This window comes from Gemella morbillorum (genome assembly GCF_900476045.1).
Classification (GTDB): domain Bacteria; phylum Bacillota; class Bacilli; order Staphylococcales; family Gemellaceae; genus Gemella; species Gemella morbillorum.
The window spans coordinates 364,153-390,774 of record NZ_LS483440.1; the positions used below are offsets into that span (position 1 = coordinate 364,153).

A 26,622-nucleotide genomic window follows, 5' to 3' on the forward strand; every position below is an offset into this window, starting at 1 on the left:
TTTGATAAAGATCACAGAGTTGTGGTCTTTATTTTTTTTATACTTTGATGTAGAATAATAGTTAGGTAATAACAAAAATATATCTATTTTAAGTATGTGAGGAGATTGTTATGAGAGTCGAATTGATATCAGTGGGGACAGAATTATTACTTGGGGATATAGTTAATACAAATACAGCTTATTTATCAAAAGAACTTGCTGCATTAGGTATAAGTGTTTATCGTCAAACGACAATAGGGGATAATAGTGAACGTTTGTTACAAACTTTAGATGCGGCATTTTCAGAAAATGATACTGTTATTATTACTGGTGGACTTGGGCCAACTGATGATGATATTACAAAAGAATGTGCAGGACAATATTTTGGGCGCGATTTTTATTTCCACGAATATTCTTGGGTTAAAATATTAGAGAGATTAACTCGTTCAAGTCGCAATATAATAACAGACAATAATAAAAAACAAGCAATGATTCCTGAAGGAGCAATTGTATTAGAAAACTTTTGTGGGACAGCTCCAGGTATAATAATAGAAGAAGATAATAGAAGGATTATTTTAATGCCAGGACCACCACGCGAAATGAAAGATATGTTTGAAAAAAGTGTTCGCCCATATTTACAAAAATTAAGTACCAACAAATTTGTCTCTAAATATGTAAGATTTTATGGCATAGGAGAATCATTATTAGAAACTAAAATTAAACATATTTTAGATAATCAAACTAATCCTACATTGGCATTATATGCAAAAACTGGTGAGGTATTACTACGAATCACAGCCAGTGCAAGTACTTTTGAAGAAGCGGAAGAATTAATAGTGCAACAACTAAAAGAAATAGAAGAGCTTGTAGGAGAATATATTTATTTAATTGGTGATGAAGATATATCTAGTAGTCAAACTGAATTACATAGTGTTGTTGCGAACCTACTTATTGAAAATAATTTAACATTATCAATTGCAGAGTCTTTAACAGGTGGATTATTGACATCAATGTTAGTAGAAAAGAGTGGTATCTCAAATTCGTTGTTAGAGGGAATTGTTTGTTATTCTAATGACTCGAAGATTAATGCCTTAGGTGTTAAAGAACAAACACTAAAGAGGTTTGGTGCAGTAAGTGAGCAAACGGCCCGTGAGATGGCTGAAGGTGTAGCACGCCGTTTAAATAGTGATTTTGCGGTAGCGACAACAGGTATAGCAGGGCCAAATAGAGATGGTAGCAGTAAACCTGTAGGACTAGTGTACATTGGATTATATAGTAAAGGAAAAGTAGATGTGGTAGAATGTCTATTTACTGGAGATAGAGAATTAATACGTACAAGAACGTGTACTAGAGCGTTAGATGAATTGAGAAAAATTATTTTAAAAAGCTTATAGTTTTCTCTTGTAAAATAATGTACTTTTTTGTATAATTAATAAAAAGAATTTAAAGGAGATTTTTATGTATACAATGAACTTATCTAGTTTGGAGTCCCCGGATCCCAGGTTCGCGCAAGACGATGAATATTCCCAGGACTTCAATACAGAAATAGACTATGAAAACGAAATTTTATCAGATTATGCAGATGAAGGATATAATGAGATAGAATTTTCTACTCCAGATGAGGAGTTTTTAGATTACTCTAATGAGATGTTCCTTTATAAGGAATATTCGTATGATTTTGCAGATGACTACGAATATGATGAAGTTAGTATATCTAATGATCAAATAATGTTAGAAAATATCGGTGAGATTTAGTTAACATTAATAATAAAAAGGAGATTGGCTTATAAGCAAAAATTTTAAAAAAGTTTTTCCTTATAGGTCAATTTTTTGTAGAAAATATACGATAATTAAGTTTAATTTTAGCAAGTTTTAGTATAATTTGATTGCAGAATGGATTATAAGTAAACTATGATAGAAATAGAGATAAAAAGAAAGGAGGAGAAAAATGCGTTATAAAAAATTTTTGGTAGGATGCTTAATGTGTTGTGGTTTTCTATCACTTTCGGATAACCATATTATAAAAGCAGATTACTTTACAGATTATAATACAACTGTTTTAGACAGTATTATGAAGCCAAATATTTTTGACTTTGATATTTTCTCTAAAAGTAGTAGATACACTCCTCCTGAAATAAAAAATAGTATGTACTCAGAAAATATAAATGAAATTGATTATAATGCAGAGTTACTTAGCTACAAGAAAAATTCTTATAATTATTTAATATTCTATTCATTGGATGATAATAATATACCAAATGAGCTTTTTAGGGTTCCAATAGTTAATAGTGGAGATGGAAAAATAGTAGATAAGAAGTTATTAAAAAAACTTTTGAAACCTAATAATACTATAATAATGAATGTTATGAGTTTTGATATTGATGATAAGGGAAATATAGAAAATCTGAAACATTCACCGACTAGTAAGGAATATTATACTAAAAAGACATTAAATTTAGTTATAAAAGAGGGGAATAAAGAGGTAGTCAATAGAATCATAAGTTTGGGGAATGAAGCAAAAGATAATAAAGTTCTTGTTTATCCTTATGAACTAGAACAATATTATCGTCCTGATAAATATTATTCATATACAAATGAAGAGATATTTGTTGATGGAGAGCAGAAAGAGCCAAATAAATTAGAGGTAGGATATACAGCTAAAAAGATAGAAGTAAGTCTTAGTAAAAACAAAGAGTATTGGAAAAATGTGAAAATAGTATACTCAACAGAATATAGTAAAGAAAATACTACATATGATGTTAAGAAAGATACTAGTTTAGGCGAATTTTTAAAAGAGAATGCTCTAAAAGAAAAATTTGATAGTAATAATGACTATGAGTTTATTGGATATTACATGAATAATAAGGAGCTTAAAACAGTACTTAAATCAAAAATTACAGATGATACAGAGATAAATGCTAAATTCAAGACAAAAATAATATTAGATAATGGTGAAAATAAAAAAGAAGTGACATTATCAACTGGAGATAAATTGTCAGGTGTAGATGAAAGCTTTTTTGATAAGCCTAAATATCATGTAGAAAACTATACAATTTACAGTAAAAAAGACAATAAAAAAATTAAAGATGTAGAAAAATTAAATGACGAAGTTGTTGATGAGAGTGTAATAATCAAAGCAAATTACAAAGAAAATACTAATATTGTTAGTGTTCGCCAAGATGAATATAACAAGCGCTTTGGAAAAGTAGATGATTCTATTAAAGATAAAGATATAGAGTGGGCACAAACTAAAAAAATTGGTGAATTATTAACACAACTTAGGGGAAAAATAAAGCCTAATACAGGATATCAAACGTTTTTCAGAATAAGTAAAAAAATAGTAAATGAAGAAGAATATTTAACAAATGATATTGTTCTTGAAATCTATTTTAAAAAAATAGAGGAAGAATGGGTAACTGTTAAATTTGTAGGAAAAGGGATTGATAAATTTTTATCTGATGGTCAGGAAGTTCTTGCTAATTCTAGGATTGATAGTATGATTAATTTACCTACTGCGACAGGAGAAACTTCAAGAGAATTTTTAGGATGGCAAGCGAATAGGGATTACTTAGTTGCAGAAGAGGGTTCTACTAAACATCGTGTTTCAAAAAATGTATTACTTCAGACAAATGAATTAGGAGCAGTAGTAACAGAAAAGGGTAAAGATTTAGAATTTACGGCTGTGTATAGAAAATTATTTAATGTTGAATTTGAAAAAACACCGGTGGGAAGTATTACTCTATCAAAAGAAACGGAAAATATATTAGCAGTTGATGAATTTAATAGCATTGGGGACGCTACTAAAAATAATAAAATAATAGTAGTACCGAGAGCGGGTTATAGTTTATCATATTTCGTTGCTGATAAAAATGTTAAGGTTAATACAGGAAATGGGACGAAAGAAATTTTCTCAGGACAGAGAATAGAAGAAAAAGATCTTTATAATATAGTTCCAACAACAAACTTGAAAATAACACCTGTTTTTAAATGGACGTTATCTTCTGGAAAATTAGAGGATATGATAGAAAATAATAAAATAAAAACAGTGGAGGATGCACTTAATTTAGAGTTAGAGTCAGCAGAGAATATAAGAAATATATTAGGGCCACTTTACTATTTAAGATAAATATATAATATAAATTAAAATCAGAGTATGGATGTGCTCTGATTTTAATTTTATAATTAAGCAGATTTATTGAATTAATACACTGAATAATGCATAATAATCGTATAAAGATTGGACACGTTTCTAATCTTCTACTTTATAAAATTATTATGAATAAAATGCTATTGCATATTAAATATAAATGTAATAGTTTATAGAGAGTATAAAGAGACATATTAAACAAAAGAGGTGAAAAATATGGTTAAACATTATGACTATATAGCAATAGGAGGAGGAAGCGGTGGTATCGCTTCTATAAATCGTGCGGCAATGTATGGCGCAAAAGGATTACTAATAGAAGGAAATGAATTAGGTGGGACATGTGTCAATGTAGGATGTGTACCTAAAAAAGTTATGTGGCATGCTTCACAAATATCAGAGAGTTTAAAACTTTATGCAGCTGATTATGGTTTTAGTTTTGATAATGTTGAATTTGATTTTTCAAAATTAATAGGGAATCGTTCGGCGTATATTGACCGTATTCATGGTGCATATGAACGAGGACTTAGTAACAATAAGATAGATGTAGTAAAAGGCTACGCTAAGTTTATTAATAAAAACACTGTTGAAGTAAATGGTGAACAATATAGTGCAGATCATATACTAATAGCAACAGGTGGGAAACCAACAATTCCTAATATTGAGGGAGCGGAGTATGGTATTACATCAAATGAAGTATTCGCTTTGAAAAAACTTCCAAACCGTATAGCAGTAGTTGGTGCGGGATATATAGCTGTTGAGCTTGCAGGAGTATTTAATGGATTAGGAGTAGATACACACTTGTTTGTTCGACGTGATCGACCACTTAGAACATTTGATCGTGATATTGTTAATACTTTGGTAGAGGTTATGGAAAAAGAAGGACCAAAACTCCACACACAAGCAATCCCTAAAAAAGTGATTAAAAATGAAGATGATAGTTTAACATTAGTTCTTGAAGATGGTCGTGAAACTACAGTCGATATGTTGGTATGGGCAATAGGAAGAAGCCCATTATCAAGTGAATTAAACCTTGAAGCAGCGGGCGTAGAAGTGGATTCACGTGGTTATATTCCAACTGATAAATATCAAAATACAAATGTAAAAGGTATTTATGCAGTAGGAGATGTTACTGGGCGTCTTGCATTAACACCAGTAGCTGTAGCAGCAGGTCGTAGATTGTCAGAAAGATTATTTAACGGTAAAGTAGATGAACATTTAGATTATACTAATGTTGCAACTGTAGTATTCTCACATCCAGCAATTGGATCAATTGGATATACAGAAGAAGAGGCAATAAAAGAGTTTGGAGAAGAAAATATTAAGGTTTATAAATCTACATTTACTCCTATGTACTCTGCAGTAACATCTAACCGTCAGCCAAGCGTTATGAAGCTTATTACTTTAGGAAAAGAAGAAAAAGTAATTGGGCTTCATGGAATTGGGTATGGTGTTGATGAAATGATTCAAGGTTTTGCTGTTGCTATTAAAATGGGGGCAACAAAACGTGATTTTGATAATACGGTAGCAATCCACCCAACAGGTTCAGAGGAATTTGTAACAATGAGATAAATAACAAAATAAACTAACTATTATAGTCGAAAACTACAATAGTTAGTTTATTTTTTATAAGGAGAAAACCTATCTTTAGTCTATTTTTAGAGATTAAAGATAGGTTTAAAATTCACCATTTTCTAGAAATTTTTTCAGTTTTTTCTGAGTTTCTTCACTCATTCTTATATGACGATTTTTTAAATTTCTGGAATTATGATTTTTAGTTAGTTTTGAAACAGTTTGTTTTCTTTCTTTTAATTCTTTAATGAATCTATGGCAATCACGAAGTATTGCTCCATAACCAAGCGCCATATCTCGTTCATCATTATCATCACTTACAACAATAATATCAATAAAATGTTCAATTCTAAGTTCTTTTGTTTTCTTTTCAATCCATTGATCAGCTTTTTCTCCAGTTTTTGTATAAACAATAGTAATAGGAGGCTCTTCTTTTATATATTCTTTTGATCTTGTTAAGTAAGCATCAAAAATACAATAAACAATATAATTATTTCCTCCTGCGTATTCGCGCAAAATATCAATAAGCATATCTCGTTCAGCAGGGAAAGTAGAACTTTTTATAAGCCCATATTCTTTCATACGAAAAAGGAGATTATAACCATCGATAAATAAATATTGTTTTTTCATATAAACACCTCCTATGTGATTGTTTTTTCCATATCAATGTGTTGTATTCCAGCTTCTAGGTAGACGGTGTTGTTAGCACGCGTATAACCCAGCTTCTTATAAAACTTTTCAGCATGAAGTTGAGAGCTAAGTTCTATAGTGAAAGGAGCAGGTACAGTAGATTTACTTGTAATTAATGTTATAACACTTTCACAAGAAGAAATAAGTTCAGCTCCTAATCCTAGATTTCGATGCGATTTAGCTATTGCTACGCGCCCAATATGAATAACATTTGTATCTAAATCGGTAATACGAGCGACACCAACAAGTTTTTCATTATCGTAGTAACCGATATGAACAGTACTACTAAGATAATCTTTTTCATCAATTTCTATTTCAAGCGGAACATTTTGCTCTTTTACAAAAACTTCTTTACGAAGAGCGAAACCTGATTTTAAATCTTTTTCGTTATTTAAAATTTTAATCATTGAATTTAATTCTTTCATACATTACAATTCCAGCTGCTACAGACACATTCAGACTTTGAACTTTTCCTAACATAGGAAGATGATATAAGAAGTCACATTCATTAGTTACAACTTTACTCATTCCTTCACCTTCATTACCAACAACAATAACTAGAGGTACATCTTTTGCAATTTTAGTATAGTCTTCTGAACGTTCTGTAAGGGTAGTACCTGCAATCCAAAATCCTTTTTCTTTTAATTTTTTAATTGCATCAATGAGGCTAGAAACACGGATGACAGGCATATGTTCTATTGCTCCGGCTGACGCTTTAACAGCGGTTTGACTAACTACGGCTGCGCGACGTTTTGGAATAATTACACCTTTAACCCCACTAGCTTCTGCAGATCTAATAATTGCTCCAAGATTATGTGGATCTTCAATATGGTCTAATAGTAACAATGTAGTATTTTTATTGATTTCTATTTTATTTAAAACTTCATCCAATTCAAAATAATTGTAAGGAGCGACGAAGGCTATAACTCCTTGATGGCGTTCTGTTGTAGAATTGTCAAGTTTTCTTTTTGGTACTTCCTGACAGACGATTTTTTTCTCATTTGCAATAGAGAAAATAGCTTTAAGACGTCCTTTTTCAATTCCTTCTTGGAAAAGAATTTTATTTATTTCACGCCCAGATTTTATTGCTTCCAAAATTGCGTTTCGACCAGCGATAACTTCTTTGTCGGCGTCTACTTCTATATTTTGATTATTCTTTTCTTCTTTATTTTTAGAACGTAATTCTTTGTAGTATTTATTGTTTTTCTTCATATAGATTTATGATGTAATTAAACATTTCCTCCAATCTTTCAAAGTTTTTTTCTAAATATAGGTAACCAAAAACAGCTTCTAAACCAGTTGCAAGCTTATATTCCATAATACTGGCATTTTTTGCTTTAGAATTATTTTTTTGGTTTTTCCCGCGAATATATATGCTTTCCTCAATATCTGTTAAAATATTATTTTCCAGAATATCTTTCATAAAACTAGCTTGAGCACGTGCAGAAACTAGTGTTGAAACTGTGCGATGAAGATCATTAATTTTACCAAGATGATTTTTCATAACGTACTCTCTACTCATAATATCGTAGATACTATCTCCGATATATGCAAGTGCTAATGCTTGCATTTGTTCAGGGGATGAGAAGTTTTTTTCAGTAAATTTAAAAGTTATATTTTTTTCCATCTTACTCCTTGTTTTGTATCTTCAAGGATAATTCCTTGTTCTTTAAGATCATCACGTATTTTGTCAGCTAGAGCAAAATCACGATTTTTTCGTGCATTTTCACGTTCTTCAATTAGTTTTTCTATGTGACTATCTTCTAAAGAGTTATCGTCTTTAACATTAATTCCTAGAATAGAGCTATATGTATCAAAAGCAGCTTTCAGAAGTTCAAGGGTTTCTTTATTAACTTCATTTTGGGCTGTGTATGAATTAGTTATTCTGACAACTTCGTACCAAGATGATAGTGCGTTAGCTGTGTTGAAATCATCTTGCATATACTCTTCAAATTTTTCAAGTTCGCTAGAGACTAAAGCAACAACTTCATCATCTAATTTTTCAACAGTCATTTCATTATTTAATCTAAATTCTAAATTTTGGTATGAAGTTTTTAGTTTTTCGAAGTTAGTTTTAGCTAATTCAATATTTTCTAATGTGTAGTTGATTGGTGTTCTGTAGTGAACAGTTAGCATAAATAAACGTAGAACCATTGGATCAATTTCAGAGATTATGTCTTTAACAAGGCGGAAATTGCCAAGGCTTTTACTCATCTTAATATTATCAATATTAATAAATGCATTGTGCATCCAGTAATTACTAAACGGAGCGTGATTGTGACATTCAGATTGTGCGATTTCATTTTCGTGATGTGGGAAAGTTAAGTCTTGGCCACCAGCATGAATATCAATAGTATCTCCAAGAGTTTCTTTAGCCATAACAGAGCATTCGATATGCCAACCAGGACGCCCTTCACCAAATGGACTAGCCCATTTTACTTCACCAGGCTTTGCTTTTTTCCAAAGGGCGAAATCAAGAGGATCTTCTTTATATTCACCAACTTCTATGCGTGCTCCACTAATTAAATCATCAATAGATTGTTTGCTAAGTTTGCCATAATCTTCTTTTTTACGAGTTCTGAAATAAACATCACCGTTAGATTCATATGCGAAACCTTCTTCAATAAGTTTGGCGATGAAATCAATAATTTCTTGCATGTATTCAGTTACGCGAGGGTTTTTAGTTGCACGTTTGCAACCAAGTGCATCATAATCTTTGAAAAAGGCTGCAATATATTTATCAGTAAGTTCAGAAGTTGAAATACCTTCTTCATTACTTGCTTTGATAATTTTATCGTCAACATCTGTAAAGTTAGAAATAAAATCTACTTCATAACCACTATGTTCTAAATATTTACGGACAACGTCAAACACAATTATAGGACGGGCATTCCCGATATGAATGTAATTATAAACGGTAGGACCGCATACATACATTCTTACTTTATTTTCTTCAATTGTTTTTAAAATTTCTTTTTGTTTTGTCAATGTATTATAAAGTTTAATCATACATAACTCCTTTACTAAGTAGTAATCATTTTTAAAATAAAGACTAATAAAAATTAATTAAATATAAAAAATCATTACTTAAATTTTAACACAAAACAAGGATAAATTAAATTATAAATTAACATTTTCATATTCCTTGAAATATTTCTATTTTGTATTAAAATAATAAGTAGATAATATTAAAAAGGATACAAATACATGAAATTGTCAGATGCTATATACACAACAGAAGTGCATAAAGAATTTAAGAATATTTTTCTTCTAATAATCGGAACTATCTTGTTTTCCATTTATGCAGGTCTATTACTTCCTATCAATAATATAGGAGCAGGGGGAGCACTAGGGCTAAGTTTAGTTTTAAATAAGGTAATAGGAATAAAAATAGGGACAGCTCAATTTTTATTGAATGTACCTCTATTTTATATTGGGTATAGATATATAAGTAGAAAATTTGTTTTATTAACTATATTTGTTATCAGTGTATCATCACTTCTTATAAATAATCTTCCAAAGATTATAAAACCTGTTTATCTAGGGGATTCTTTAGTTGCAGCGATATTTTGTGGAATAATATCAGGTCTTGCAATGTGTTGTCTTTTAGTAGGAGGAGCCTCAACAGGGGGAACGGATATTACAGGTAAATTTATCTCGAAAAAGATGAAGTTTAACTTACCGACCGTTTTTCTAGTTCAAGATATATTAATTTATACAATAGTATGGATTTTCTTTGATATAAAATATGTTATGTATGCACTTGTTATGAGCTTTGTGCGTAATCAAACTATGAAAGGCGTTCAGAAGTTTTTCTCAGCTTATATTCAATGTACAATTATTTGTAATTGTCCAGAAAGAATGGTTGAACTTATAAATAATACCCTACATCGTGGCTCAACAATTATGGATGTAGAAGGTGGTTATAGCCATGAAAAAAAACGTATGATTGTCGTTGTGATTCAGCAAAATGAAATGTATTTATTGAAAAAACTAGTATCAAAAAACTGTCCTGAGGCTTTTATTACGGTTACAGCAGTTAATACAATAGTAGGTAATTTTAAAGAGCATTCGTATAGTCTATAAAAAGTATAAAAGGATTTAAAGTATAAAAGATATTTTTATTAAAATTAAATTTTTAATGGATAATCTTTCTTTAAATCTTTTTTTATGTGATTAAAAAATAAATACTATTATCTTAATTTATAGTTGTTTAACATAAAATTATAATAGCTATTCCAAACATTTGCTTATTGACCATTTTTGATATATAATATCAAGTGAAATGAAAATTAGGAGGTAAGAAACATGAATTTGATTCCTACAGTAATAGAGCAGACTTCTCAAGGAGAAAGAGCCTATGATATTTATTCAAGACTTTTAAAAGATAGAATTATAATATTAGGATCTGATGTAAATGATCAAGTAGCAAACTCTATAACAAGTCAATTATTATTTTTAGAAGCACAAGATAGTGAAAAAGATATTTATTTCTATATTAATTCACCAGGTGGTAGTGTAACGGCAGGTTTTGCAATCTATGATACAATGCAACATATTAAATGTGATGTTGTAACAATTTGTATGGGAATGGCAGCGAGTATGGGAGCTTTCTTACTTGCAGCTGGAACTATTGGAAAAAGATATGCACTTCCAAATGCTGAGGTGATGATTCACCAACCATTAGGAGGAGCACAAGGACAAGCAACAGAAATCGAAATAGCAGCTAAACATATTTTGAGAACGCGAGAAAAATTAAACAAAATTTTAGCTGATAGAACAGGTCAAACAATAAAAGCTATTGAACGAGATACAGAACGTGACAATTACTTATCAGCGGAGGAAGCTTGTGCTTACGGATTAGTTGATAAGGTTATGTATCCAGAAAATGGTAAACCACAAAAAAAAGAAAAAGTAAAAAAAACGCAAGCAAAAAAAGCGGCTAAAAAAGCAGATGAATAAAAAACAAAAAAGAAGTTGACTTTTGTCAACTTCTTTTTTATGTAGGTAATAGAAAATATAAAAATAAAGTATTAAAAACTAAAAGCTAGGCTCGAAAATATTTCAAGCCTAGCTTATTAAAATTATATTTTCCAAATTTTTCCGATGGCATTACGTACTTCATAATTATCCATAAAGTACTCAATATTACCATTGAAATTACGCTTAAACTGAAGAACTCCGTAATCGCTAGAATTTTCATCGTTGAAACCTTGTGATGTACCAAAGAAGTTGAAATATTTAAAACCATTATTAATTGCATATTTCATCATATGGAACAATACTGCATATGGTCCCTCATAACGATGGAATTTTTGCATGGCACCGCTGGTGAAGTAAATTATATCTTGTCCAGATTCAATAAAACTTGCACATGATAAATTAATGATATTGCCGTGTTCTTCTTTTAATTCTTTTATTTTATCAATTTTTTTATACCAAATAGCAATATTTTCATCGTATTCACGAAGACGATTAGTTGCTTTTTTGGCATTAACTTTACCTTGTTCAAGCTTTTCGTTAAGTTCATCACGTTCTTTTTCTAGATTAGTAATTGTGGTTGTTGTAGTTTCTACGAATAAATCACAGTCAATATAAGAAACTAATAGATGAAGTTTATCACCTATATTGTTTTTTAGAGATTTAAAATAATCATTGTCACGAATTACGAAGTCAATTCTGCTTTCTGTATCACGATTAATTTCATCAAAAATCTTCGCATCTTCTGTATTGAAAATATCAATTTCACGTACAAGAACACCTTCTTTGGCGATTCTATTAATTGTATAACGTGCAATTTGAGAAACATTCTTTAGTAGATTATTTTCTGTTATATCTTCATCTAGATATTTAGAATATACGCAACGTGATGCTAGTGTTGGATTGGTAAATAAATCATCATTAAGGGGATGATAATCAAGCTCTAGTAACGTATTATTTGTATTTATCGCTAGGTCGTTTTCGCCTACAAACTCTATATCATTGTAAAACTTCTCATTAAGAAATGGATTGACACGAACACATAAGACTCTGACATTTTTAGCGAAGTATTTTTTTAATTCTTTAAAATAAAAGTTTACCAATTCAATGTTTGAATAATCCATAATTGGCCCATGTTGAGCTGTTACTTTATAAAAGTATTTTTTGTACTGAAAATAAATAAATAAACCATAGGCGAGTATTTTATTATCTTCTTTAACAGCAAGTATTGTAGTTTTCAAACCATTGCTGTTTGCCATTTTACTATATTCAGCTGATTGAGGGAAAAAATAACGTTCATTGTTATTTTGTTGAAATTTCTCTAATTCCTCATTACTAATTTCAGTAAATATCATTAAAAATTTCTCCTTTACTAATTTTTACTCAAGTTCAAAATTACTTATAAAATTATATAACAAAAATGAAAAAAAAAAAAGAAATAACCTTTTTTAAAATGATGAAATGCTTAATAAATGATATAATAGAATTGAATTAAATTGAATGGGAGGCAAGACATTTTATGGAAGAATATCAACTTAGAGGGCAAAATTATAAGATTAGGTATAATGATTTTTCAGGAGAAAAAACACCTATTGTTTTTATTCATGGATTAGGCTGTGCGGGATCATTTGACTATGTAGAAATAGCGATGAAAAAGCAATTTGCAGATCATAGAAGAATATTAATTGATTTACTTGGGGCGGGTTATAGTGATAAACCTTTAGATTTTGTTTATGAGGTTAAAAATCACGCTAAGTATTTAAATGAGTTTTTAGAAGATTTAAATTTAGATAAAATAGTTCTTTTTGGTCATAGTCTTGGGGGAGCTACTTCCATTGAGTTGTGTTCATTATGTCAGGAGAAAGTAGAAAAACTTATTTTGACAGAACCTAATTTAGATCCTGCGAAAAAAGGGCGTAGTAGTTGGGCAGTAGCACAATATACAGAAGATAATTATAAAGAAAGGATAAAAAGTTTAATAGAATTATGCGAAAGTGGTAGAAATACTATGTGGGCGGCAACTTTACGTAATTGGTTACCAGAAGCAGCGTACCAAATTTCGCGTGATGCAGTTGTTGTGCGAGAAAATTCATGGCGTGATATGTTTTATAGTTTTGATGTTCCAAAATACTTTATTTTTGGAGAAAAAACTTTACCAAGTCCAGATTATGAAGAACTACCTAAACATGGAATTATTGTAAAAGTTGTAAAAGAGGCAGGGCATTCTATGGCGTGGGAGAATCCGGATGGATTGGCAGAGATGATAGCTAGTTGTTTATAATTATATATAGATAAAAAAGCACGATAACACCGTGCTTTTAGTCATTAAATTACATTTTTTTAATTTTAATATTACTTACCATTAAGTAAGAGCATACTATCAATAATATTAGCATAACTATACTAGGTAATTTGAAAAGTGCAATAATTGCTAGTATTGTACCACAAGTTGTTATTGGGACACCTTGGTAGTAACCATTTTTCATTTTAGTAACGTTGAACCTAGCAAGACGATAGGCTCCACAACAAACATAGATACCGCACAATAGTGCAACTACAACTGTTACAGTAGCACTTGGATTATCATAAAATAAAACTTTTTCAAAAATAAGTATAGCAGGTGCGACTCCAAAACTAACAACATCACATAAAGAATCTAAATCGTGACCAATTTCAGAAACAACACCAAGTTTTCTTGCAACAATACCATCGTATCTGTCAGCAAGCATAGCTAAAAAAATAAAGACAGTGCCCCAGACATAATACCCATGTGCTGTAGTTAATATTGATAAAAAACCACAGAAAATATTACAAAGGGTAAGATAATTTGGTATAAAATTTTTATTCATTAAAGTTATCCTCCAATATTGATACTCCTAATTATATTACAAAATAGAAAGAATGTCTAAAGAAATGAGAAAGATAATTTTTAAAAAAGTATAGTAAACTTTGTTATTTGCTCAGTTATATATTGTTTAACAGACTAGAAGCTGTTATAATAAATTTGTAATTAATTATGGGAGGGTATCATGAACGAAAAATTTAAAAAACAAGGTATAAAAAAAATAGCTAAAGAATTATTTTTTATATCTTTAGGCTGTGCAATTTACTCATTTGCATTATTACATTTTAATGTTCCTAATCAATTAGCAGAAGGTGGCGGTACAGGGATAGCATTATTTCTATTATATGCTTTTGGGTTACCTGTATCTATGGGTACATTATTAGTTAATATCCCATTACTTATACTTGGATATAAGATGTTAGATAAAAAAACTATGATTTACACAATTTACGGTATATTAATGCTAACATTTTGGATTAAAATTTTTGAAACATACCATGTTGTTATTGATATAGGTGGAGATCGTCTTCTTGCATCTGTTTTTGGTGGAATTATCGCAGGGATAGGGCTTGGAATTGTTTTTGTTTTTGGTGGAACAACTGGAGGAGTAGACATTATTGCAAAAATAATCAATATATATTTTGGTTTTTCTATAGGAAGGATAATTCAAGTTTTAGATGGATTTATATTACTACTATCTTTTATGGTATTAAAAAGTTTTCCAGCAATCTTATATACGCTAATTTATATTTATATTTGTACAAAAATCATAGATTATCTAATTGAAGGTGGTATCCCAGGAAAAGCTGTGATGATAATGTCACCTAAAATTGAAGAAATTACCCACAGGGTGTCAGAAGACATGAATCGTGGTTTAACATTTTTAAAAGGTCAGGGAAGTTACTCACGTAAAGATATGAATATAGGTTATTGTGTTGTGTCAAGAACGGAAATTAGTAAACTAAAATCATTAATTTATGCAATAGATCAAAATGCTTTTTTAACTATAACAGAAGTGCATGATATTATGGGAGAAGGGTTTAGTTTTGATCAACCAAAAAGAATGAAGTTTACTTTTAAAAAGGAAAAATAATAAAGGAAGCAACATTTAATCGTAAGTAATATACGAATAAATGTTGTTCTTTTATCCTAGAAAGGAGGGTACATGGTTAATAATTTTTATATAAGAAGCGTAATAGTGGTTTTACTAGCATCGATATGCTGTTCGTACTTTGGGCAAGTGTTATTATTCATTATTTCTAAAATAAAAGACTATTGGAATTATTTAATTTATTTTACACCATTAATTTTGTTATTTACAAAATACAGTAATAAGTATGCCAAAACTACTAGTATTAGTATGAAGTATTTTATAGAAGAAGCAATAAAAGATAAGAAAAAAATTAGTTGGTACTTTCCTATTTTATTAACCTTAAATACGTTGTTAGCACACGGGTTTGGAGCTAGCGTAGGTCGTGAAGGTGTTGCTGTTCAGTTAGGGGGAGCAATTGGGAAAAATCTAGGAAGTGTTGAATTCAGTAAAAAACAATGTACTTTTTTAATACGCTTAGGAATGATTAGTGGATTTGCTGCACTATTTCAGACACCATTAGCAGCGTTATTTTTTGTTTTAGAAATTACATTTAAAAAAGTAAAAATTAATTTGAATACTGTAATAGAATTCATTATATATTTAATTGCTAGTTTTTTCTCTGCCGAAGCTTCTAATTTTTTAGGGTTAGAAAAGTTTTTTGTCTTAGTGAAGGTTGAAAAAATTGACTACATATTACTTATAAAAACATTACTTGTAAGTATTTGTTTTATTTTTGTTGGAGTAGTTTTTGTCCTTTGTCAGAAATTTTTTAAAAAAATCGTCTGCAATAATGAAAAATGGCGTTGGATATTACTAACTATATTTATACTAATAAGTGTATTAGCAAGTTTTCGTTATAGTTCGTTAGGAACAAATTTAATTGAACTTTCACTAGAAAATGGCTTGGTAGTTAGTTATGATTTTATATTGAAAATTATATTAACCGCTCTTTGCACAGCTATAGGATTTAGTGGTGGTGAAGTGACACCGTTATTTGCGATAGGAGCGAGCTTAGGAGCAGTATTAGCAGTATATATAGGATTACCAATTACATTTACTGCAGCACTAGGTTATTGTTTAGTTTTTTCGTCAGCAACAAAAACAGTTATAACTCCAATATTTTTGGCATTAGAAGTTTTTGGTAGTACAACAGCTATACTAACAATATTACCTGCAGTATTAATTTATTTTTTGAATAAAAAATATAGTATTTATAAGTAGTTTGCTCAAAATTTTATAAGAGTTGAAAGAACTATTTTAAGTAAAGAAAATACCAAGAGAAGATAGATTTAATTTTCTCTTGGTATTGTTAATATATATTAGAATGTTATGAGTCTAGGCGAAAAGAATAATTATTTATTTTTTTAGTGTCCAACTCTTTTCAATCATTGGAAGTAATTCTACTACAGTGGCTTCAGTACCTTCAAGAGATGCATAGTGTATTTTTCCATCATTCGCTCTGAAAACCCATGTAACAAAGTACTTTCCACTTGTTGTTATAGAATTAACAACATAAGCGTCATATTCGCCAATTTTTGATTTAGCACCCCAAACCTTTTGGAATGCTGAAGTGTTTTTTTGGCCAGATAGTACAGAATTTGCTACATAGATAGGATCGATAGATGCATATTCTATTTCAGATATTCCAAGTTGACTTGGACGGAATATGTTTAATGTAACAATATTATATGTAGATCCATCACTATACTGAATATCATTTCCACCTTTTACATCTTTGAAATGGAACCAGTTTTTAGGAACTTTAACATAACCATATTCATCAGAACCAATTATTTGTGTATTTTCTGTTTCTTTGTTTGTCTCTTTATTTGTTTCAGATTTTTGTTTATTAGAAGCGTCTGATGTAGAAGTTGATTCAGTTTTAGTTGATGTTGTCTCTTTATTTTGTGTGGTATTTGACTGGCAAGCCGTAAGTGTTGTTGTAGTTAATAATGCGATTAGTATGCCTATAAATTTCTTCATAATATTATTTCCTTTCTTTATCTGTAAATTTATTATAGCATATATAAAATATAATAAAAGAAAGGTTTACATGTTTGAATACCTTATTAAATGTACAAACAAAAAAACAGAATCGATAATTATCGACTCTGTTCTTTGTTATAAACCTAGAATATTCAATATCTCTTTTTTATATTTCAATTTATTTTCTTCTATGTTCTCATTATCAAGAACAATTTTAATCTCAGATACTATTTCACCGGGTTTATTTTTGATAATATATATTCTGTCACTTAATTCTATAGCTTCATCTATATCATGTGTAATAAGTAGTGTTGTTAATTCTAATTTTTTGCTAATTTCTAAATACCAAGAGTGTAATGAAATTTTAGTAATTGCATCTAGAGCACTAAATGGCTCATCAAGAAGGAAGAGTTCTTCTTTGAACATATAAGTTCTAAGAAGTGCAACCCTTTGACGCATTCCACCACTTAGTTCGCCAGGATATTTGTCTTTATATTCATATAAATTAAATAACTTTAAATTTTTGATAGCTTCTTCTTCTGCTTCTTTTTTTCCTACTTTTTTAATAAGAAGTGGAAGTATTATATTTTGTATAACTGTCTTATGTTCTAAAAGTAGGTCTTTTTGAAGCATATAGCTAACTTTTCCTTTAAAGTTTTTATCCCCTTGGATAGTTATTTCACCAGTTTGAAGGTTATTAATTCCAGCGATAACGTTAAAAAGTGTAGTTTTTCCAACACCACTTCCACCAAGTATAGAAACTATTTCTCCTTTATCGACATGAGTATTTATATCTTTAAGTATGTAGTTGTTTGGATAATTGAAAGATAAGTTTTTTATTGATAAAACGCTCATTATTTTATGTAGTCGTTGCTAAATCCAGTATTGTCTGCTAAAGGTTTTTCAACGATATTATTATCGTTAATCCAACGATAAAATGCATTCCATCTATTAGCATCAAATTCACCCCAATGGTCTTTATTTGTTGCATATTGTTTTGATAAGTATTTTTGTGATTCAATTATAAAATTACGTTTATCTTTTAATTCTGGAGCATTTTTAATTAAAATATCAGCAGCTTCTTCTGGATGTTCTATAGCGTAGACATATCCTTTCTTGATTGCTCGAAGCACTTTTTTAGCTTCTTCTTTGTTTTCTTTTAAATAATCATTGTTGGCAATAATTACTGGTGAGTAGTAATCAAGATCTTTATTGAAATCTTTTAGATAGAAATAATTAATATCTAGATTCATACTCTCTGCAAGTTTACCATCCCATGCGTAGTAAATCCAAGCAGCATCGAAAAGCCCATTTTCTAAAGGTGTAATCGAGTTAGCATCTGTGTTAGGAGCAAGATTAAGTTTACCTGCATCGCCACCTTGTTTTGTGATTAAAGATTTTACCATAGCAAGCTCAACTGGATCATTCCATGTTCCGTACTTTTTGCCTATTAAATCTTTAGGTTCTTTGATATTATTTTTTTTCAAAGAAATAATACCTGATGTGTTATGTTCAATAATAGCTGCTACTGCAGTTATGCCAGCACCTTTAGACAGTTTATTAGCCATAGAATCTTGGTAGTAAATTCCAAATGGCGCTTTATTATTTATAATAAGGTCTGATGTACTATCTTCTGGAGCTGGTTTAATGTCAAGATCAATACCTTCTTCAGCGAAATACCCTTTTTCTTTAGCTACGTAAAGTCCTGTATGGTTGGTATTAATAGCCCAATCTAAAATAAAGTCTACTTTTTTTAATTTTTTTTCTTCTGTATTTTTATTTGCTGTGCTACATGCTGTAAGTGATATTGCAAGAATAGCTGCAAATAAGCTAATTATTATCTTTTTCATGGTTGTCTCCTATATATTTCCATTTAATAAATTTTTTTTCACTTAGTTTAACTAATTCTATACTTAGCAAACTAATAACAGATACTAGAATAATTATCGCAAACATAGTATCATATTCAAATAATTTTTTCGCTTTAATCATATAAACTCCAAGGCCTTCAAATCCTCCAAGCCATTCAGCTACGACTGCTGCGATAAATGCGTATGAAACACTTACGCGTAGTCCGGCATAAAAATAACTAAGACTTGTAGGTATTTTCACATGCCAAAGAATTTGGAATTTACTAGCCTTCATAAGTTTTAGTAAGGTTATCATGTCCTTATCACAGTTTCTAAAGCCATCTAAAATACTAACGACAATTGGGAAGGTGGTCGTAATAACTATTAAGACAATTTTAGGAGTTAATCCATAACCAAGCCATAAAACCAAAATAGGTGCAATGGCAATGGTAGGAATAGTTTGTGTTAAAACCAATAAAGGATAGACAGCTTTATTAAATAAAGGGATACTATCCATAATTAAAGCAAGAATCCAAGCTATGATTATGCCTAAAGATAGGCCTATAATAGCTTCAAGCAGGGTGATTTTGCTGTGAAAAATTAATAATTGATAATTTTTAACGAATGCTTTTGCTATCTCGATTGGAGTTGGAATAATATATTTTGGGAGTAGATTCAAATACCCAGCTCCTTGCCAAATAATAAGTAAAATAGCCATCGAGATAGTAGCGGCATATTTATTAGTTAAATTTGCTAATTTTTTCATCTATAGTTAATACATCTCCATAATTAATTTTCACATTAGCGAATATATTGTTAGAGCCTTCACCCGCTAGCTCTAAACATTCTTTAAGAGTAGTCATAAGTTCATTGAATTCACCTTCAATTACAGTTTCAAAGGGGGTGACCACAACATTAGAATGTTTTTTTTGTAGATAATAAATAACATTATCTATAGTTTTTATTCTCCCTGGTGTATTATCACTTAATGGAAGAATTTGCAATGCAATACTGCAATTTATCAAAATAAAAAACCTCCTTACAATTTTAAGGGGGTCTAAGTTAGGTCTTTAAGATTATATACCTACGCTGGCATTACCCAGATCAGGTTCGGTCGAAATTAAATATTTCCTCTCAGACTGTTTACAGACTCCCGTACATATGATTATAGCATACCTAAATATAAAAGCAATATATCTGTTTGACATTTACAATTTTTAGAAAAAGAGCAGATATACACAGTATATATAATGAGCATTTTATTGAATAGAAAGTTTTTTAACTATGCTTAATGTAAGAAAATTATAATATGTAACTAAAGATAAAATAATAAGTATAAAGGTAAATTGTATTTGTATATCTTTTTTGCTTTTTATTTTAATATATGATAGAATTAAACATCATAAATAATAAAATAATAACGAGGGATTTTAACGTGAAATTTTTAAAAGATATTTTTGAATGGATAGTTGTTATTGTTGCATCAATAGCTATCTATTTAGTATTAAGCACATATGTTATAGCTCCTTTTACAGTAAAAGGACACTCAATGGATTATACATTTGCTGACAATGATAGAGTATTTGTAAATAAATTCAGTAAAACTTTCGAGCGTGGAGATGAAGTAGTATTTCATGCTAATGAAACAGATGATTATATTAAGCGTATTATAGGAGTTCCAGGTGATACAATAGAGTATAAAAATGATGTATTATACGTTAATGGTCAAGTAGTAGAAGAGCCATATTTAACGAAAAAAATTCAAGAAGCTAAAGCATCAGGTAATTCGCCATTAACTCCAGATTTCAATATAGAGTATTTAAGTAGTACAAAATCAAAAACAGTTCCAGAAGGAACATACTTTGTTTTAGGAGATAACAGACAACATAGTACGGATAGTCGTGTTTTTGGATTTGTAAAAAAAGAAGCAATGATTGGAAAAGTTAGTCTTAGATATTACCCATTTAACGCCTTTAAACTTTTCTAAAAATGTATTAGCTAAAGAATATTTTAGTTGATAAAAATATAAAATTATGCTAGTATAATATACGGGCACTCTACGAGAGTGAAAGAAGAAACCACCCCCTGCGGATTTTCGTAGGGGGTTTTATATTTTTTAAGAAGGAGATTGACATGACGAAATATATTTTTGTAACAGGTGGGGTAGTATCATCATTAGGTAAGGGTATTGTAGCTGCATCAGTAGGAAGAGTATTAAAAAATAGAGGATTAAAAGTAACATTACAAAAATTTGATCCATATTTAAATGTAGATCCAGGAACTATGAGCCCATATCAACATGGGGAGGTTTTTGTTACAGAAGATGGGGCAGAAACAGATTTAGACTTAGGACACTATGAAAGATTTATCGACGTGAACTTAGGTCAATACTCAAATGTAACAGCAGGGCGTGTTTATTCTTCAATTATAGAAAAAGAACGTCGTGGAGATTACTTGGGAGGTACAGTACAAGTAATACCTCACGTAACAAATGAAATTAAATCACGTGTACTTTTAGCTGGGGAATCTAGTGACGCGGATGTTGTAATTACAGAAATCGGTGGAACTACAGGTGATATTGAGTCGTTACCATTCTTAGAAGCTATTCGCCAAATTAGAAGTGATTTAGGGCGTGAAAATGTATGTTATATTCACTGTACATTATTACCATACATTAAAGCAGCTGGAGAGATGAAAACTAAACCTACACAACAATCTGTAAAAGAACTACGTGGATTAGGTATTCAACCAGATATTATTGTTGTTCGTAATGAACTTGCATTAACAGATGAATTGCGTGCAAAAATTTCTCTATTTTGTGATATTCCAAAACAAAATGTTATTGAAAGTCGTGATGTAAGTAATTTATATGAGTTACCAGTAAATCTAAAAGCACAAAAAATTGATGATATTGTTTTAAAACATTTTGGACTTTCAGCACCAGAAGCAGATATGACAGAGTGGTTAGCATTAGTAGATAGAGTAGATAACTTAAAAGAAAATGTAAAAATTGCATTAGTTGGTAAGTATGTAGAGCTTCATGATGCTTATATTTCTGTAGTTGAATCATTAAAACATGCAGGGTATAAACACAATTCTAAAGTTAAAATCGATTGGATTCAATCAGAAGATATTACTGAAGAAAATGTTCATGAGTATTTAAAAGAAGCTGATGGAATTTTAGTTCCTGGTGGATTTGGAGATCGAGGTGTTGAAGGAAAAATCACAACTATTAAATATGCTCGTGAAAATAAAATACCATTCTTTGGAATCTGTTTAGGTATGCAACTTGCAGCTGTAGAGTTTGCAAGAAATGTTTGTGGATTAACTGGGGCTCACTCTTCAGAATTAGATCCAAATACACCATACCCAATTATTAACTTACTTCCTGACCAAGAAAATGTTGTAGAAATGGGAGGAACTTTACGTCTTGGAAGCTATCCTTGTACATTAACAGAAGGTTCACAAGCACATAAAGAATATGGCGAAATCAACATAACTGAAAGACACCGTCATAGATATGAATTCAATAATTTCTACCGTGAAAGATTAACTAATAAAGGATTAGTTCTATCAGGTGTTAGTCCAGATGGAAGATTAGTAGAAATAGTAGAATTACCTGAACACCCATGGTTTGTTGCTGGTCAATTCCACCCAGAATTCAAATCTCGTCCAGAAAAAGCACATCCATTATTTGCTGGATTTATTAAAGCAAGTTTAGAGAATAAACGCTAATTATGGAATTGTTTAATATAATAAAAGAACTAGAGGCACGTGCAGATACTGCGCGTGCTCTCGATATGTCTAGGTATATGAAAAATAAATTTCCTTTTTTTGGTATTCAAGCCCCTATTCGAGATGAGATTTGCAAACCATATTTTAAAGATGCAAAAAAAGAAAAGAAAATAGATTGGGATTTTGTTGAGTATTGTTGGCAACATGAAAAAAGGGAATGTCAATACGTTGCAGCACATTACTTAAAGAGTTTGCAGAAATTTTTAGAAATTACTGATTTTGAAAAATTAAAAAAATTAGTTATAAAGAAATCATGGTGGGATACAGTTGATGTACTGGATAGAATTATTGGAAGCTTAATTTATCGTGATGAAACTTTAAAAAAGGAAATTTTAAAATGGAGTGTTGATGATAATATTTGGCTAAGACGTGTTGCTATAGATCATCAACTTTTACGAAAAGAAAAGACAGATACTGATCTTTTAGAAAAAATATTAGTTAATAACTTAAATTATACTGAATTTTTTATTAATAAAGCTATAGGGTGGGCTTTAAGAGACTATTCGAAAACTAATCCCCAATGGGTAAAAGATTTCATTGAAAAATACAAAAATAATATGGCTTCGCTAAGTATAAGAGAAGCTAGTAAATATATATAATATATAGAAAGAGAATACTGTTTAATATTATTGAGCAAGTGTTCCTCTTTTTCTTATTGTCTAATAGTGTTATACTATTAGTATAGCTGTTTGAGTCTTAATATTGGATAAAAATGCTTTTCAGATGAGTGTTTATTAATATATACAGTTTAAATGAATTATAAGTAAAGGTTGGTTTTAATAAATGAAAAAAGTAGTAATAGGGCTAGTAGTTATTATATTATCTATAGCATTATTAGTAACACTGCCTTTTATGTTTAAAAGTAATCAGGAAGATTATATTGATTTCTCAAAAGTTTCAGAAAATGTTGATGATAATGGAAAAGATGATGATACATTGAGAATTGGTTTAATCTCTGTTGCTGGTGATAATAAAAGTTATATTTTAGAAAAAGAATTAGCTAATTATATTGGTGAAAAATTGAATAAAAAGGTAAAGTTGATACAGAAAAAAAGCTACAGTGATATTAATTTATTACTAAAAAATAATCAAATAGATGTGGCATTTTTATCTACCGGTGCATATTCATTATATGAAGATAAAGAATCGTTAGAACTTTTAGCAAGGCCGAATAGAGGTAAGGCATATTATCATCCAATAATAATTACCAAGAATGATTCAAATATAAATACAATAGAAGAATTGAAAAATAATAGTTTTGCTTTTGTAGATACTTATAGTTATTCAGGATATTTAGTATTTAATGATTATCTAAAGAAAAATGGAACAACAGCAAATAAATTTTTTAGTAATAGTTATTTTACACATAGTCATGAAGAATCTATAAATCAAGTTATAAATGGAAGAGTATCGGCTGCAATAGTTGATGACTGGGCTTTGCAGTATATGAGTAGTAATTTTTCTGGAATAGAGAATAATATAAAAATTATTAAGACGTTTCCGGAAGTCGCCACAGGACCTGTAGTAACTCATAAAAACTATGAGGATAAAGAAAAAATCAAACAGATATTATTATCTATAGATAAAGATGATTCTATAAAAAACGTCTTATCACAGCTTCAGATAGAAAAGTATGAAGAAACAAAAGCTAGGGATTATCCAGATTTAATAAGTGAGGATTAAGTAAATGGCTAAGTTGAAAATAAGAAATAAGATTATTATATTCTTTGCGATAATCTATACAATATATTTAAGTATAATCTCAGTATATACATATGTTAATAATAAAAGCATATTGGAAAGTGCTTTGAAAGATAGAATTACTCAAACTTACTATCAGCTAGCTGGTGATATATCAGACGATATAAAAACTGAAAATACTTATGAAATATATCAAAAGATACATAGTGCTTCATCGAATAAGGAAGTGTCTTATATTATTATTTATGATAATGATAAAAATATTATAGGTAAAACTTTAAAAGATGTTCCAGAAAAACTTTTGACGTTTAATGAAGGACAATTAAATAATTATAAGAGTTATGGTAGTTCAAAAGGAGAGATATTAGAATACATTTCTTCTGTCGATGATGTTAATATTGGTTATATAAGAATAGGTTTTTATACTAAAGATATTTATGTGAAAACATATATGCAATTTATAAGAATTCTTGTTTTAAATATTGTTGTTTTTGTAATGTTGCTAATTGTTGCTTACTATATTTCAAAATTAATTGAACGACCAGTAAAAGATCTAACTTCTGTAACAGATGAAATAATTAGAGAAGGTGATTATAAGAAAAATATAGATAAAGATAATTATAGTCAGGATTTCCATGTATTAGTTAGTTCTATAAATGAAATGGTAGAAAGTAATAAAAAGAATAAAAAGTTAAATAACTATTTATTAAATAAGGTTTTTAGGATTCAAGAAGAAGAAAGAAAAATGCTTTCTAGAGAATTACATGACGAAGTAAGTCAATCACTCGCGAGTTTGTTATTTTTATTAAGTAATTTAGTAGAAAAAGAAACTGATAAAGTGAAAAAAGATAGATTATTACTAATTCAATCAGAAATCGAAAATAGCTTAACAAATATTAGAAATATAGCAGTTAATTTAAGACCACCTAGTGCAGAGTTAAGCTTAGAAGAGGTAATAAGTAAATATATCGAAGATTATAAAAATTTATATGGTATCTCAGTTGATTTTTATAGTAATTATGAAGGGGGTAAAAATGATAATTTCGATATTACTCTTTACCGAATAATTCAAGAGTCATTATCTAATATAAAACGACATTCTGGAGCTACAGAAGTAATAATTAAGCTTTATGGTAATTCAGATTATATTATTTTGAGTATAGCAGATAATGGTATAGGATTAACAAAAGAACGTGTAGAATCAGCCAAAAGAGAAGGTCGATTAGGAATATTTGGTATCCAAGAGAGAATATTGGATTTTTCTGGAGAATTCAAGGTGCTTAATAATAAAAAGTACTCTACAATATTAATGTGTAAGTTTAAAACAGAGACAATAGAGGAGAAGTCTAATGAAAATACTATTGATTGATGATCATAAATTGATAAAAATGGGGATTAGAGTTTTGTTAGAAGACAATAAAAAATTTAGTTTAATTGATGATTGTGGGAGTAAAGGTGAATTTTTAGAAAGAATTAGCACTACTGAATATAATTTATTTATTTGTGATATTTCATTACCTGATGGAAGTGGTTATGATATATTGGAGATTATAAAAGAGAAAGATTTAGATGCTAAAGTTATTATACTAAGTATGCATGAAGATAAATCATATATAAAAAAAGCTTTTAAAATGGGAGCTTCAGGTTATGTAACAAAAAGTACAGCACATGAGGAAATTTTAAAAGCTATTGACGTAGTAATGGAAAAAAATGAAATTTACTTGAATGAAAAGTATGCTACAATTTTTTATGAATTATATAAAGCAGATAAAGAAATAGAACTTAGTGAACGAGAAAAAGAAGTCGGAAAATATATAGTTGAAGGGTATACTTTAACTGATATTGGAGAAAAATTGTTTTTAAGTGTAAAAACAGTTGACACATATAAAAAGCGACTTATGGAAAAAACAAATACTAAAAAACGAAGTGAGTTAGTTGAGTATTTAAAATCTAATTTAATGTTATAAAAATAAGAGGATCTCTATCA

27 protein-coding genes and 1 riboswitch are annotated in these 26,622 nt (G+C 29.5%); of the genes, 15 read left to right on the forward strand and 12 right to left on the reverse strand.

Translation table 11 applies throughout. The features are described 5' to 3' along the window. Positions 1-110: 110 nt before the first annotated feature. From DQN46_RS01720 to gorA, 4 genes are all read left to right on the forward strand, one after another. The gene (locus tag DQN46_RS01720) at positions 111-1,373 is read left to right on the forward strand and encodes a competence/damage-inducible protein A (RefSeq protein ID WP_111742785.1); all 1,263 of its coding nucleotides are present in this window, start codon (positions 111-113) and stop codon (positions 1,371-1,373) included. Positions 1,374-1,437: 64 nt separating this feature from the next. Further along, a complete protein-coding gene (locus tag DQN46_RS01725; protein WP_004633090.1) occupies positions 1,438-1,734 on the forward strand; it encodes a hypothetical protein in 297 nt (98 codons plus the stop codon). A gap of 193 nt (positions 1,735-1,927) precedes the next feature. After that, complete coding sequence (locus DQN46_RS01730) at positions 1,928-4,105, forward strand: hypothetical protein (protein WP_111742786.1); 2,178 nt, start codon at positions 1,928-1,930, stop codon at positions 4,103-4,105. 237 nt (positions 4,106-4,342) lie between these two features. Then, a complete protein-coding gene (gene gorA, locus DQN46_RS01735; RefSeq protein ID WP_111742787.1) occupies positions 4,343-5,695 on the forward strand; it encodes a glutathione-disulfide reductase in 1,353 nt (450 codons plus the stop codon). Positions 5,696-5,800: 105 nt separating this feature from the next. On the opposite strand, the gene DQN46_RS01740 is transcribed toward gorA, so the two are convergent. Genes DQN46_RS01740 through cysS form a run of 5 tightly spaced genes read right to left on the reverse strand, consistent with a single transcriptional unit; the run spans position 5,801 to position 9,394 of the window. Continuing rightward, positions 5,801-6,325, reverse strand: a complete 525-nt coding sequence (locus DQN46_RS01740; RefSeq protein ID WP_004633082.1) for an NYN domain-containing protein — start codon at positions 6,323-6,325, stop codon at positions 5,801-5,803. A gap of 11 nt (positions 6,326-6,336) precedes the next feature. Beyond that, positions 6,337-6,810, reverse strand: coding sequence for a GNAT family N-acetyltransferase (locus tag DQN46_RS01745; RefSeq protein WP_111742788.1), 474 nt, complete (start codon positions 6,808-6,810; stop codon positions 6,337-6,339). Continuing rightward, positions 6,785-7,597, reverse strand: coding sequence for a 23S rRNA (guanosine(2251)-2'-O)-methyltransferase RlmB (gene rlmB / locus DQN46_RS01750; protein ID WP_111742789.1), 813 nt, complete (start codon positions 7,595-7,597; stop codon positions 6,785-6,787). The genes DQN46_RS01745 and rlmB overlap by 26 nt, the downstream gene beginning before the upstream one ends. Next, positions 7,581-8,012, reverse strand: a complete 432-nt coding sequence (locus DQN46_RS01755) for a Mini-ribonuclease 3 (RefSeq protein ID WP_111742790.1) — start codon at positions 8,010-8,012, stop codon at positions 7,581-7,583. The genes rlmB and DQN46_RS01755 overlap by 17 nt, the downstream gene beginning before the upstream one ends. Beyond that, positions 7,997-9,394, reverse strand: a complete 1,398-nt coding sequence (gene cysS / locus DQN46_RS01760; protein ID WP_111742791.1) for a cysteine--tRNA ligase — start codon at positions 9,392-9,394, stop codon at positions 7,997-7,999. The genes DQN46_RS01755 and cysS overlap by 16 nt, the downstream gene beginning before the upstream one ends. A gap of 198 nt (positions 9,395-9,592) precedes the next feature. Between cysS and DQN46_RS01765 the strand changes: the two genes are divergently transcribed. Then, positions 9,593-10,471, forward strand: coding sequence for a YitT family protein (locus tag DQN46_RS01765; protein ID WP_111742792.1), 879 nt, complete (start codon positions 9,593-9,595; stop codon positions 10,469-10,471). A gap of 222 nt (positions 10,472-10,693) precedes the next feature. Next, positions 10,694-11,347, forward strand: a complete 654-nt coding sequence (gene clpP / locus DQN46_RS01770; RefSeq protein WP_111742793.1) for an ATP-dependent Clp endopeptidase proteolytic subunit ClpP — start codon at positions 10,694-10,696, stop codon at positions 11,345-11,347. Positions 11,348-11,469: 122 nt separating this feature from the next. On the opposite strand, the gene DQN46_RS01775 is transcribed toward clpP, so the two are convergent. Continuing rightward, a complete protein-coding gene (locus tag DQN46_RS01775; RefSeq protein WP_111742794.1) occupies positions 11,470-12,720 on the reverse strand; it encodes a peptidoglycan bridge formation glycyltransferase FemA/FemB family protein in 1,251 nt (416 codons plus the stop codon). A 164-nt stretch (positions 12,721-12,884) separates the two neighbouring features. Between DQN46_RS01775 and DQN46_RS01780 the strand changes: the two genes are divergently transcribed. Next, positions 12,885-13,646, forward strand: a complete 762-nt coding sequence (locus DQN46_RS01780; protein WP_111742795.1) for an alpha/beta fold hydrolase — start codon at positions 12,885-12,887, stop codon at positions 13,644-13,646. 49 nt (positions 13,647-13,695) lie between these two features. On the opposite strand, the gene pssA is transcribed toward DQN46_RS01780, so the two are convergent. Beyond that, positions 13,696-14,214, reverse strand: a complete 519-nt coding sequence (pssA, locus tag DQN46_RS01785) for a CDP-diacylglycerol--serine O-phosphatidyltransferase (RefSeq protein WP_004633065.1) — start codon at positions 14,212-14,214, stop codon at positions 13,696-13,698. Positions 14,215-14,394: 180 nt separating this feature from the next. Here pssA and DQN46_RS01790 point away from each other — a divergent pair, with 180 nt between their 5' ends. Continuing rightward, a complete protein-coding gene (locus DQN46_RS01790) occupies positions 14,395-15,303 on the forward strand; it encodes a YitT family protein (RefSeq protein WP_111742796.1) in 909 nt (302 codons plus the stop codon). A 72-nt stretch (positions 15,304-15,375) separates the two neighbouring features. Further along, entirely contained in the window at positions 15,376-16,524 is a 1,149-nt protein-coding gene (locus tag DQN46_RS01795; RefSeq protein ID WP_111742797.1) for a chloride channel protein, read from the forward strand. A 135-nt stretch (positions 16,525-16,659) separates the two neighbouring features. Here the strand turns inward: DQN46_RS01795 and DQN46_RS01800 are convergent, their stop codons facing one another. The 5 genes from DQN46_RS01800 to DQN46_RS01820 all read right to left on the reverse strand — a co-directional run bounded on the left by DQN46_RS01800 (position 16,660) and on the right by DQN46_RS01820 (position 20,164). Further along, positions 16,660-17,286, reverse strand: a complete 627-nt coding sequence (locus DQN46_RS01800) for a hypothetical protein (RefSeq protein ID WP_111742798.1) — start codon at positions 17,284-17,286, stop codon at positions 16,660-16,662. A 138-nt stretch (positions 17,287-17,424) separates the two neighbouring features. Then, on the reverse strand, positions 17,425-18,144 hold the full coding sequence (locus tag DQN46_RS01805; RefSeq protein ID WP_111742799.1) for an ATP-binding cassette domain-containing protein: 720 nt from the start codon (positions 18,142-18,144) through the stop codon (positions 17,425-17,427). After that, positions 18,144-19,139 (reverse strand): ABC transporter substrate-binding protein, encoded by a 996-nt coding sequence (locus DQN46_RS01810; protein WP_111742800.1) that lies wholly within the window; start codon positions 19,137-19,139, stop codon positions 18,144-18,146. Before DQN46_RS01810 ends, DQN46_RS01805 begins: the two co-directional genes overlap by 1 nt. Beyond that, positions 19,120-19,905, reverse strand: a complete 786-nt coding sequence (locus tag DQN46_RS01815) for an ABC transporter permease (protein WP_111742801.1) — start codon at positions 19,903-19,905, stop codon at positions 19,120-19,122. Before DQN46_RS01815 ends, DQN46_RS01810 begins: the two co-directional genes overlap by 20 nt. Beyond that, positions 19,880-20,164: a thiamine-binding protein gene (locus DQN46_RS01820; RefSeq protein ID WP_004633052.1), complete on the reverse strand. Its 285-nt coding sequence runs from the start codon at positions 20,162-20,164 to the stop codon at positions 19,880-19,882. The genes DQN46_RS01815 and DQN46_RS01820 overlap by 26 nt, the downstream gene beginning before the upstream one ends. A 40-nt stretch (positions 20,165-20,204) precedes the next feature. Continuing rightward, positions 20,205-20,306: riboswitch (TPP riboswitch) on the reverse strand. A 268-nt stretch (positions 20,307-20,574) separates the two neighbouring features. Here DQN46_RS01820 and lepB point away from each other — a divergent pair. The 6 genes from lepB to DQN46_RS01850 all read left to right on the forward strand — a co-directional run bounded on the left by lepB (position 20,575) and on the right by DQN46_RS01850 (position 26,602). After that, complete coding sequence (lepB, locus tag DQN46_RS01825; protein ID WP_004633049.1) at positions 20,575-21,126, forward strand: signal peptidase I; 552 nt, start codon at positions 20,575-20,577, stop codon at positions 21,124-21,126. Positions 21,127-21,272: 146 nt separating this feature from the next. Then, positions 21,273-22,874, forward strand: coding sequence for a CTP synthase (locus DQN46_RS01830; RefSeq protein WP_111742802.1), 1,602 nt, complete (start codon positions 21,273-21,275; stop codon positions 22,872-22,874). 2 nt (positions 22,875-22,876) lie between these two features. Further along, positions 22,877-23,533 (forward strand): DNA alkylation repair protein, encoded by a 657-nt coding sequence (locus tag DQN46_RS01835; RefSeq protein ID WP_111742803.1) that lies wholly within the window; start codon positions 22,877-22,879, stop codon positions 23,531-23,533. Positions 23,534-23,717: 184 nt separating this feature from the next. Further along, a complete protein-coding gene (phnD, locus tag DQN46_RS01840; RefSeq protein WP_111742804.1) occupies positions 23,718-24,617 on the forward strand; it encodes a phosphate/phosphite/phosphonate ABC transporter substrate-binding protein in 900 nt (299 codons plus the stop codon). Positions 24,618-24,621: 4 nt separating this feature from the next. Beyond that, on the forward strand, positions 24,622-26,004 hold the full coding sequence (locus DQN46_RS01845; RefSeq protein WP_111742805.1) for a sensor histidine kinase: 1,383 nt from the start codon (positions 24,622-24,624) through the stop codon (positions 26,002-26,004). After that, entirely contained in the window at positions 25,985-26,602 is a 618-nt protein-coding gene (locus DQN46_RS01850) for a response regulator transcription factor (RefSeq protein ID WP_004633039.1), read from the forward strand. Before DQN46_RS01845 ends, DQN46_RS01850 begins: the two co-directional genes overlap by 20 nt. Positions 26,603-26,622 lie beyond the last annotated feature (20 nt).

Bases quoted from the DNA above. Each gene is read 5' to 3' on its own strand.
- DQN46_RS01815 (WP_111742801.1), bottom strand. From the start codon at position 19,905: ATGAAAAAATTAGCAAATTTAACTAATAAATATGCCGCTACTATCTCG.
- DQN46_RS01800 (WP_111742798.1), bottom strand. From the start codon at position 17,286: ATGAAGAAATTTATAGGCATACTAATCGCATTATTAACTACAACAACA.
- DQN46_RS01745 (WP_111742788.1), bottom strand. From the start codon at position 6,810: ATGAAAGAATTAAATTCAATGATTAAAATTTTAAATAACGAAAAAGAT.
- DQN46_RS01805 (WP_111742799.1), bottom strand. From the start codon at position 18,144: ATGAGCGTTTTATCAATAAAAAACTTATCTTTCAATTATCCAAACAAC.
- DQN46_RS01810 (WP_111742800.1), bottom strand. From the start codon at position 19,139: ATGAAAAAGATAATAATTAGCTTATTTGCAGCTATTCTTGCAATATCA.
- DQN46_RS01845 (WP_111742805.1), top strand. From the start codon at position 24,622: ATGGCTAAGTTGAAAATAAGAAATAAGATTATTATATTCTTTGCGATA.
- DQN46_RS01780 (WP_111742795.1), top strand. From the start codon at position 12,885: ATGGAAGAATATCAACTTAGAGGGCAAAATTATAAGATTAGGTATAAT.
- DQN46_RS01755 (WP_111742790.1), bottom strand. From the start codon at position 8,012: ATGGAAAAAAATATAACTTTTAAATTTACTGAAAAAAACTTCTCATCC.
- DQN46_RS01830 (WP_111742802.1), top strand. From the start codon at position 21,273: ATGACGAAATATATTTTTGTAACAGGTGGGGTAGTATCATCATTAGGT.
- DQN46_RS01730 (WP_111742786.1), top strand. From the start codon at position 1,928: ATGCGTTATAAAAAATTTTTGGTAGGATGCTTAATGTGTTGTGGTTTT.
- DQN46_RS01850 (WP_004633039.1), top strand. From the start codon at position 25,985: ATGAAAATACTATTGATTGATGATCATAAATTGATAAAAATGGGGATT.
- DQN46_RS01775 (WP_111742794.1), bottom strand. From the start codon at position 12,720: ATGATATTTACTGAAATTAGTAATGAGGAATTAGAGAAATTTCAACAA.
- DQN46_RS01740 (WP_004633082.1), bottom strand. From the start codon at position 6,325: ATGAAAAAACAATATTTATTTATCGATGGTTATAATCTCCTTTTTCGT.
- DQN46_RS01725 (WP_004633090.1), top strand. From the start codon at position 1,438: ATGTATACAATGAACTTATCTAGTTTGGAGTCCCCGGATCCCAGGTTC.
- DQN46_RS01790 (WP_111742796.1), top strand. From the start codon at position 14,395: ATGAACGAAAAATTTAAAAAACAAGGTATAAAAAAAATAGCTAAAGAA.
- cysS (WP_111742791.1), bottom strand. From the start codon at position 9,394: ATGATTAAACTTTATAATACATTGACAAAACAAAAAGAAATTTTAAAA.
- clpP (WP_111742793.1), top strand. From the start codon at position 10,694: ATGAATTTGATTCCTACAGTAATAGAGCAGACTTCTCAAGGAGAAAGA.
- pssA (WP_004633065.1), bottom strand. From the start codon at position 14,214: ATGAATAAAAATTTTATACCAAATTATCTTACCCTTTGTAATATTTTC.
- DQN46_RS01795 (WP_111742797.1), top strand. From the start codon at position 15,376: ATGGTTAATAATTTTTATATAAGAAGCGTAATAGTGGTTTTACTAGCA.
- phnD (WP_111742804.1), top strand. From the start codon at position 23,718: ATGAAAAAAGTAGTAATAGGGCTAGTAGTTATTATATTATCTATAGCA.
- DQN46_RS01720 (WP_111742785.1), top strand. From the start codon at position 111: ATGAGAGTCGAATTGATATCAGTGGGGACAGAATTATTACTTGGGGAT.
- rlmB (WP_111742789.1), bottom strand. From the start codon at position 7,597: ATGAAGAAAAACAATAAATACTACAAAGAATTACGTTCTAAAAATAAA.
- DQN46_RS01835 (WP_111742803.1), top strand. From the start codon at position 22,877: ATGGAATTGTTTAATATAATAAAAGAACTAGAGGCACGTGCAGATACT.
- gorA (WP_111742787.1), top strand. From the start codon at position 4,343: ATGGTTAAACATTATGACTATATAGCAATAGGAGGAGGAAGCGGTGGT.
- DQN46_RS01765 (WP_111742792.1), top strand. From the start codon at position 9,593: ATGAAATTGTCAGATGCTATATACACAACAGAAGTGCATAAAGAATTT.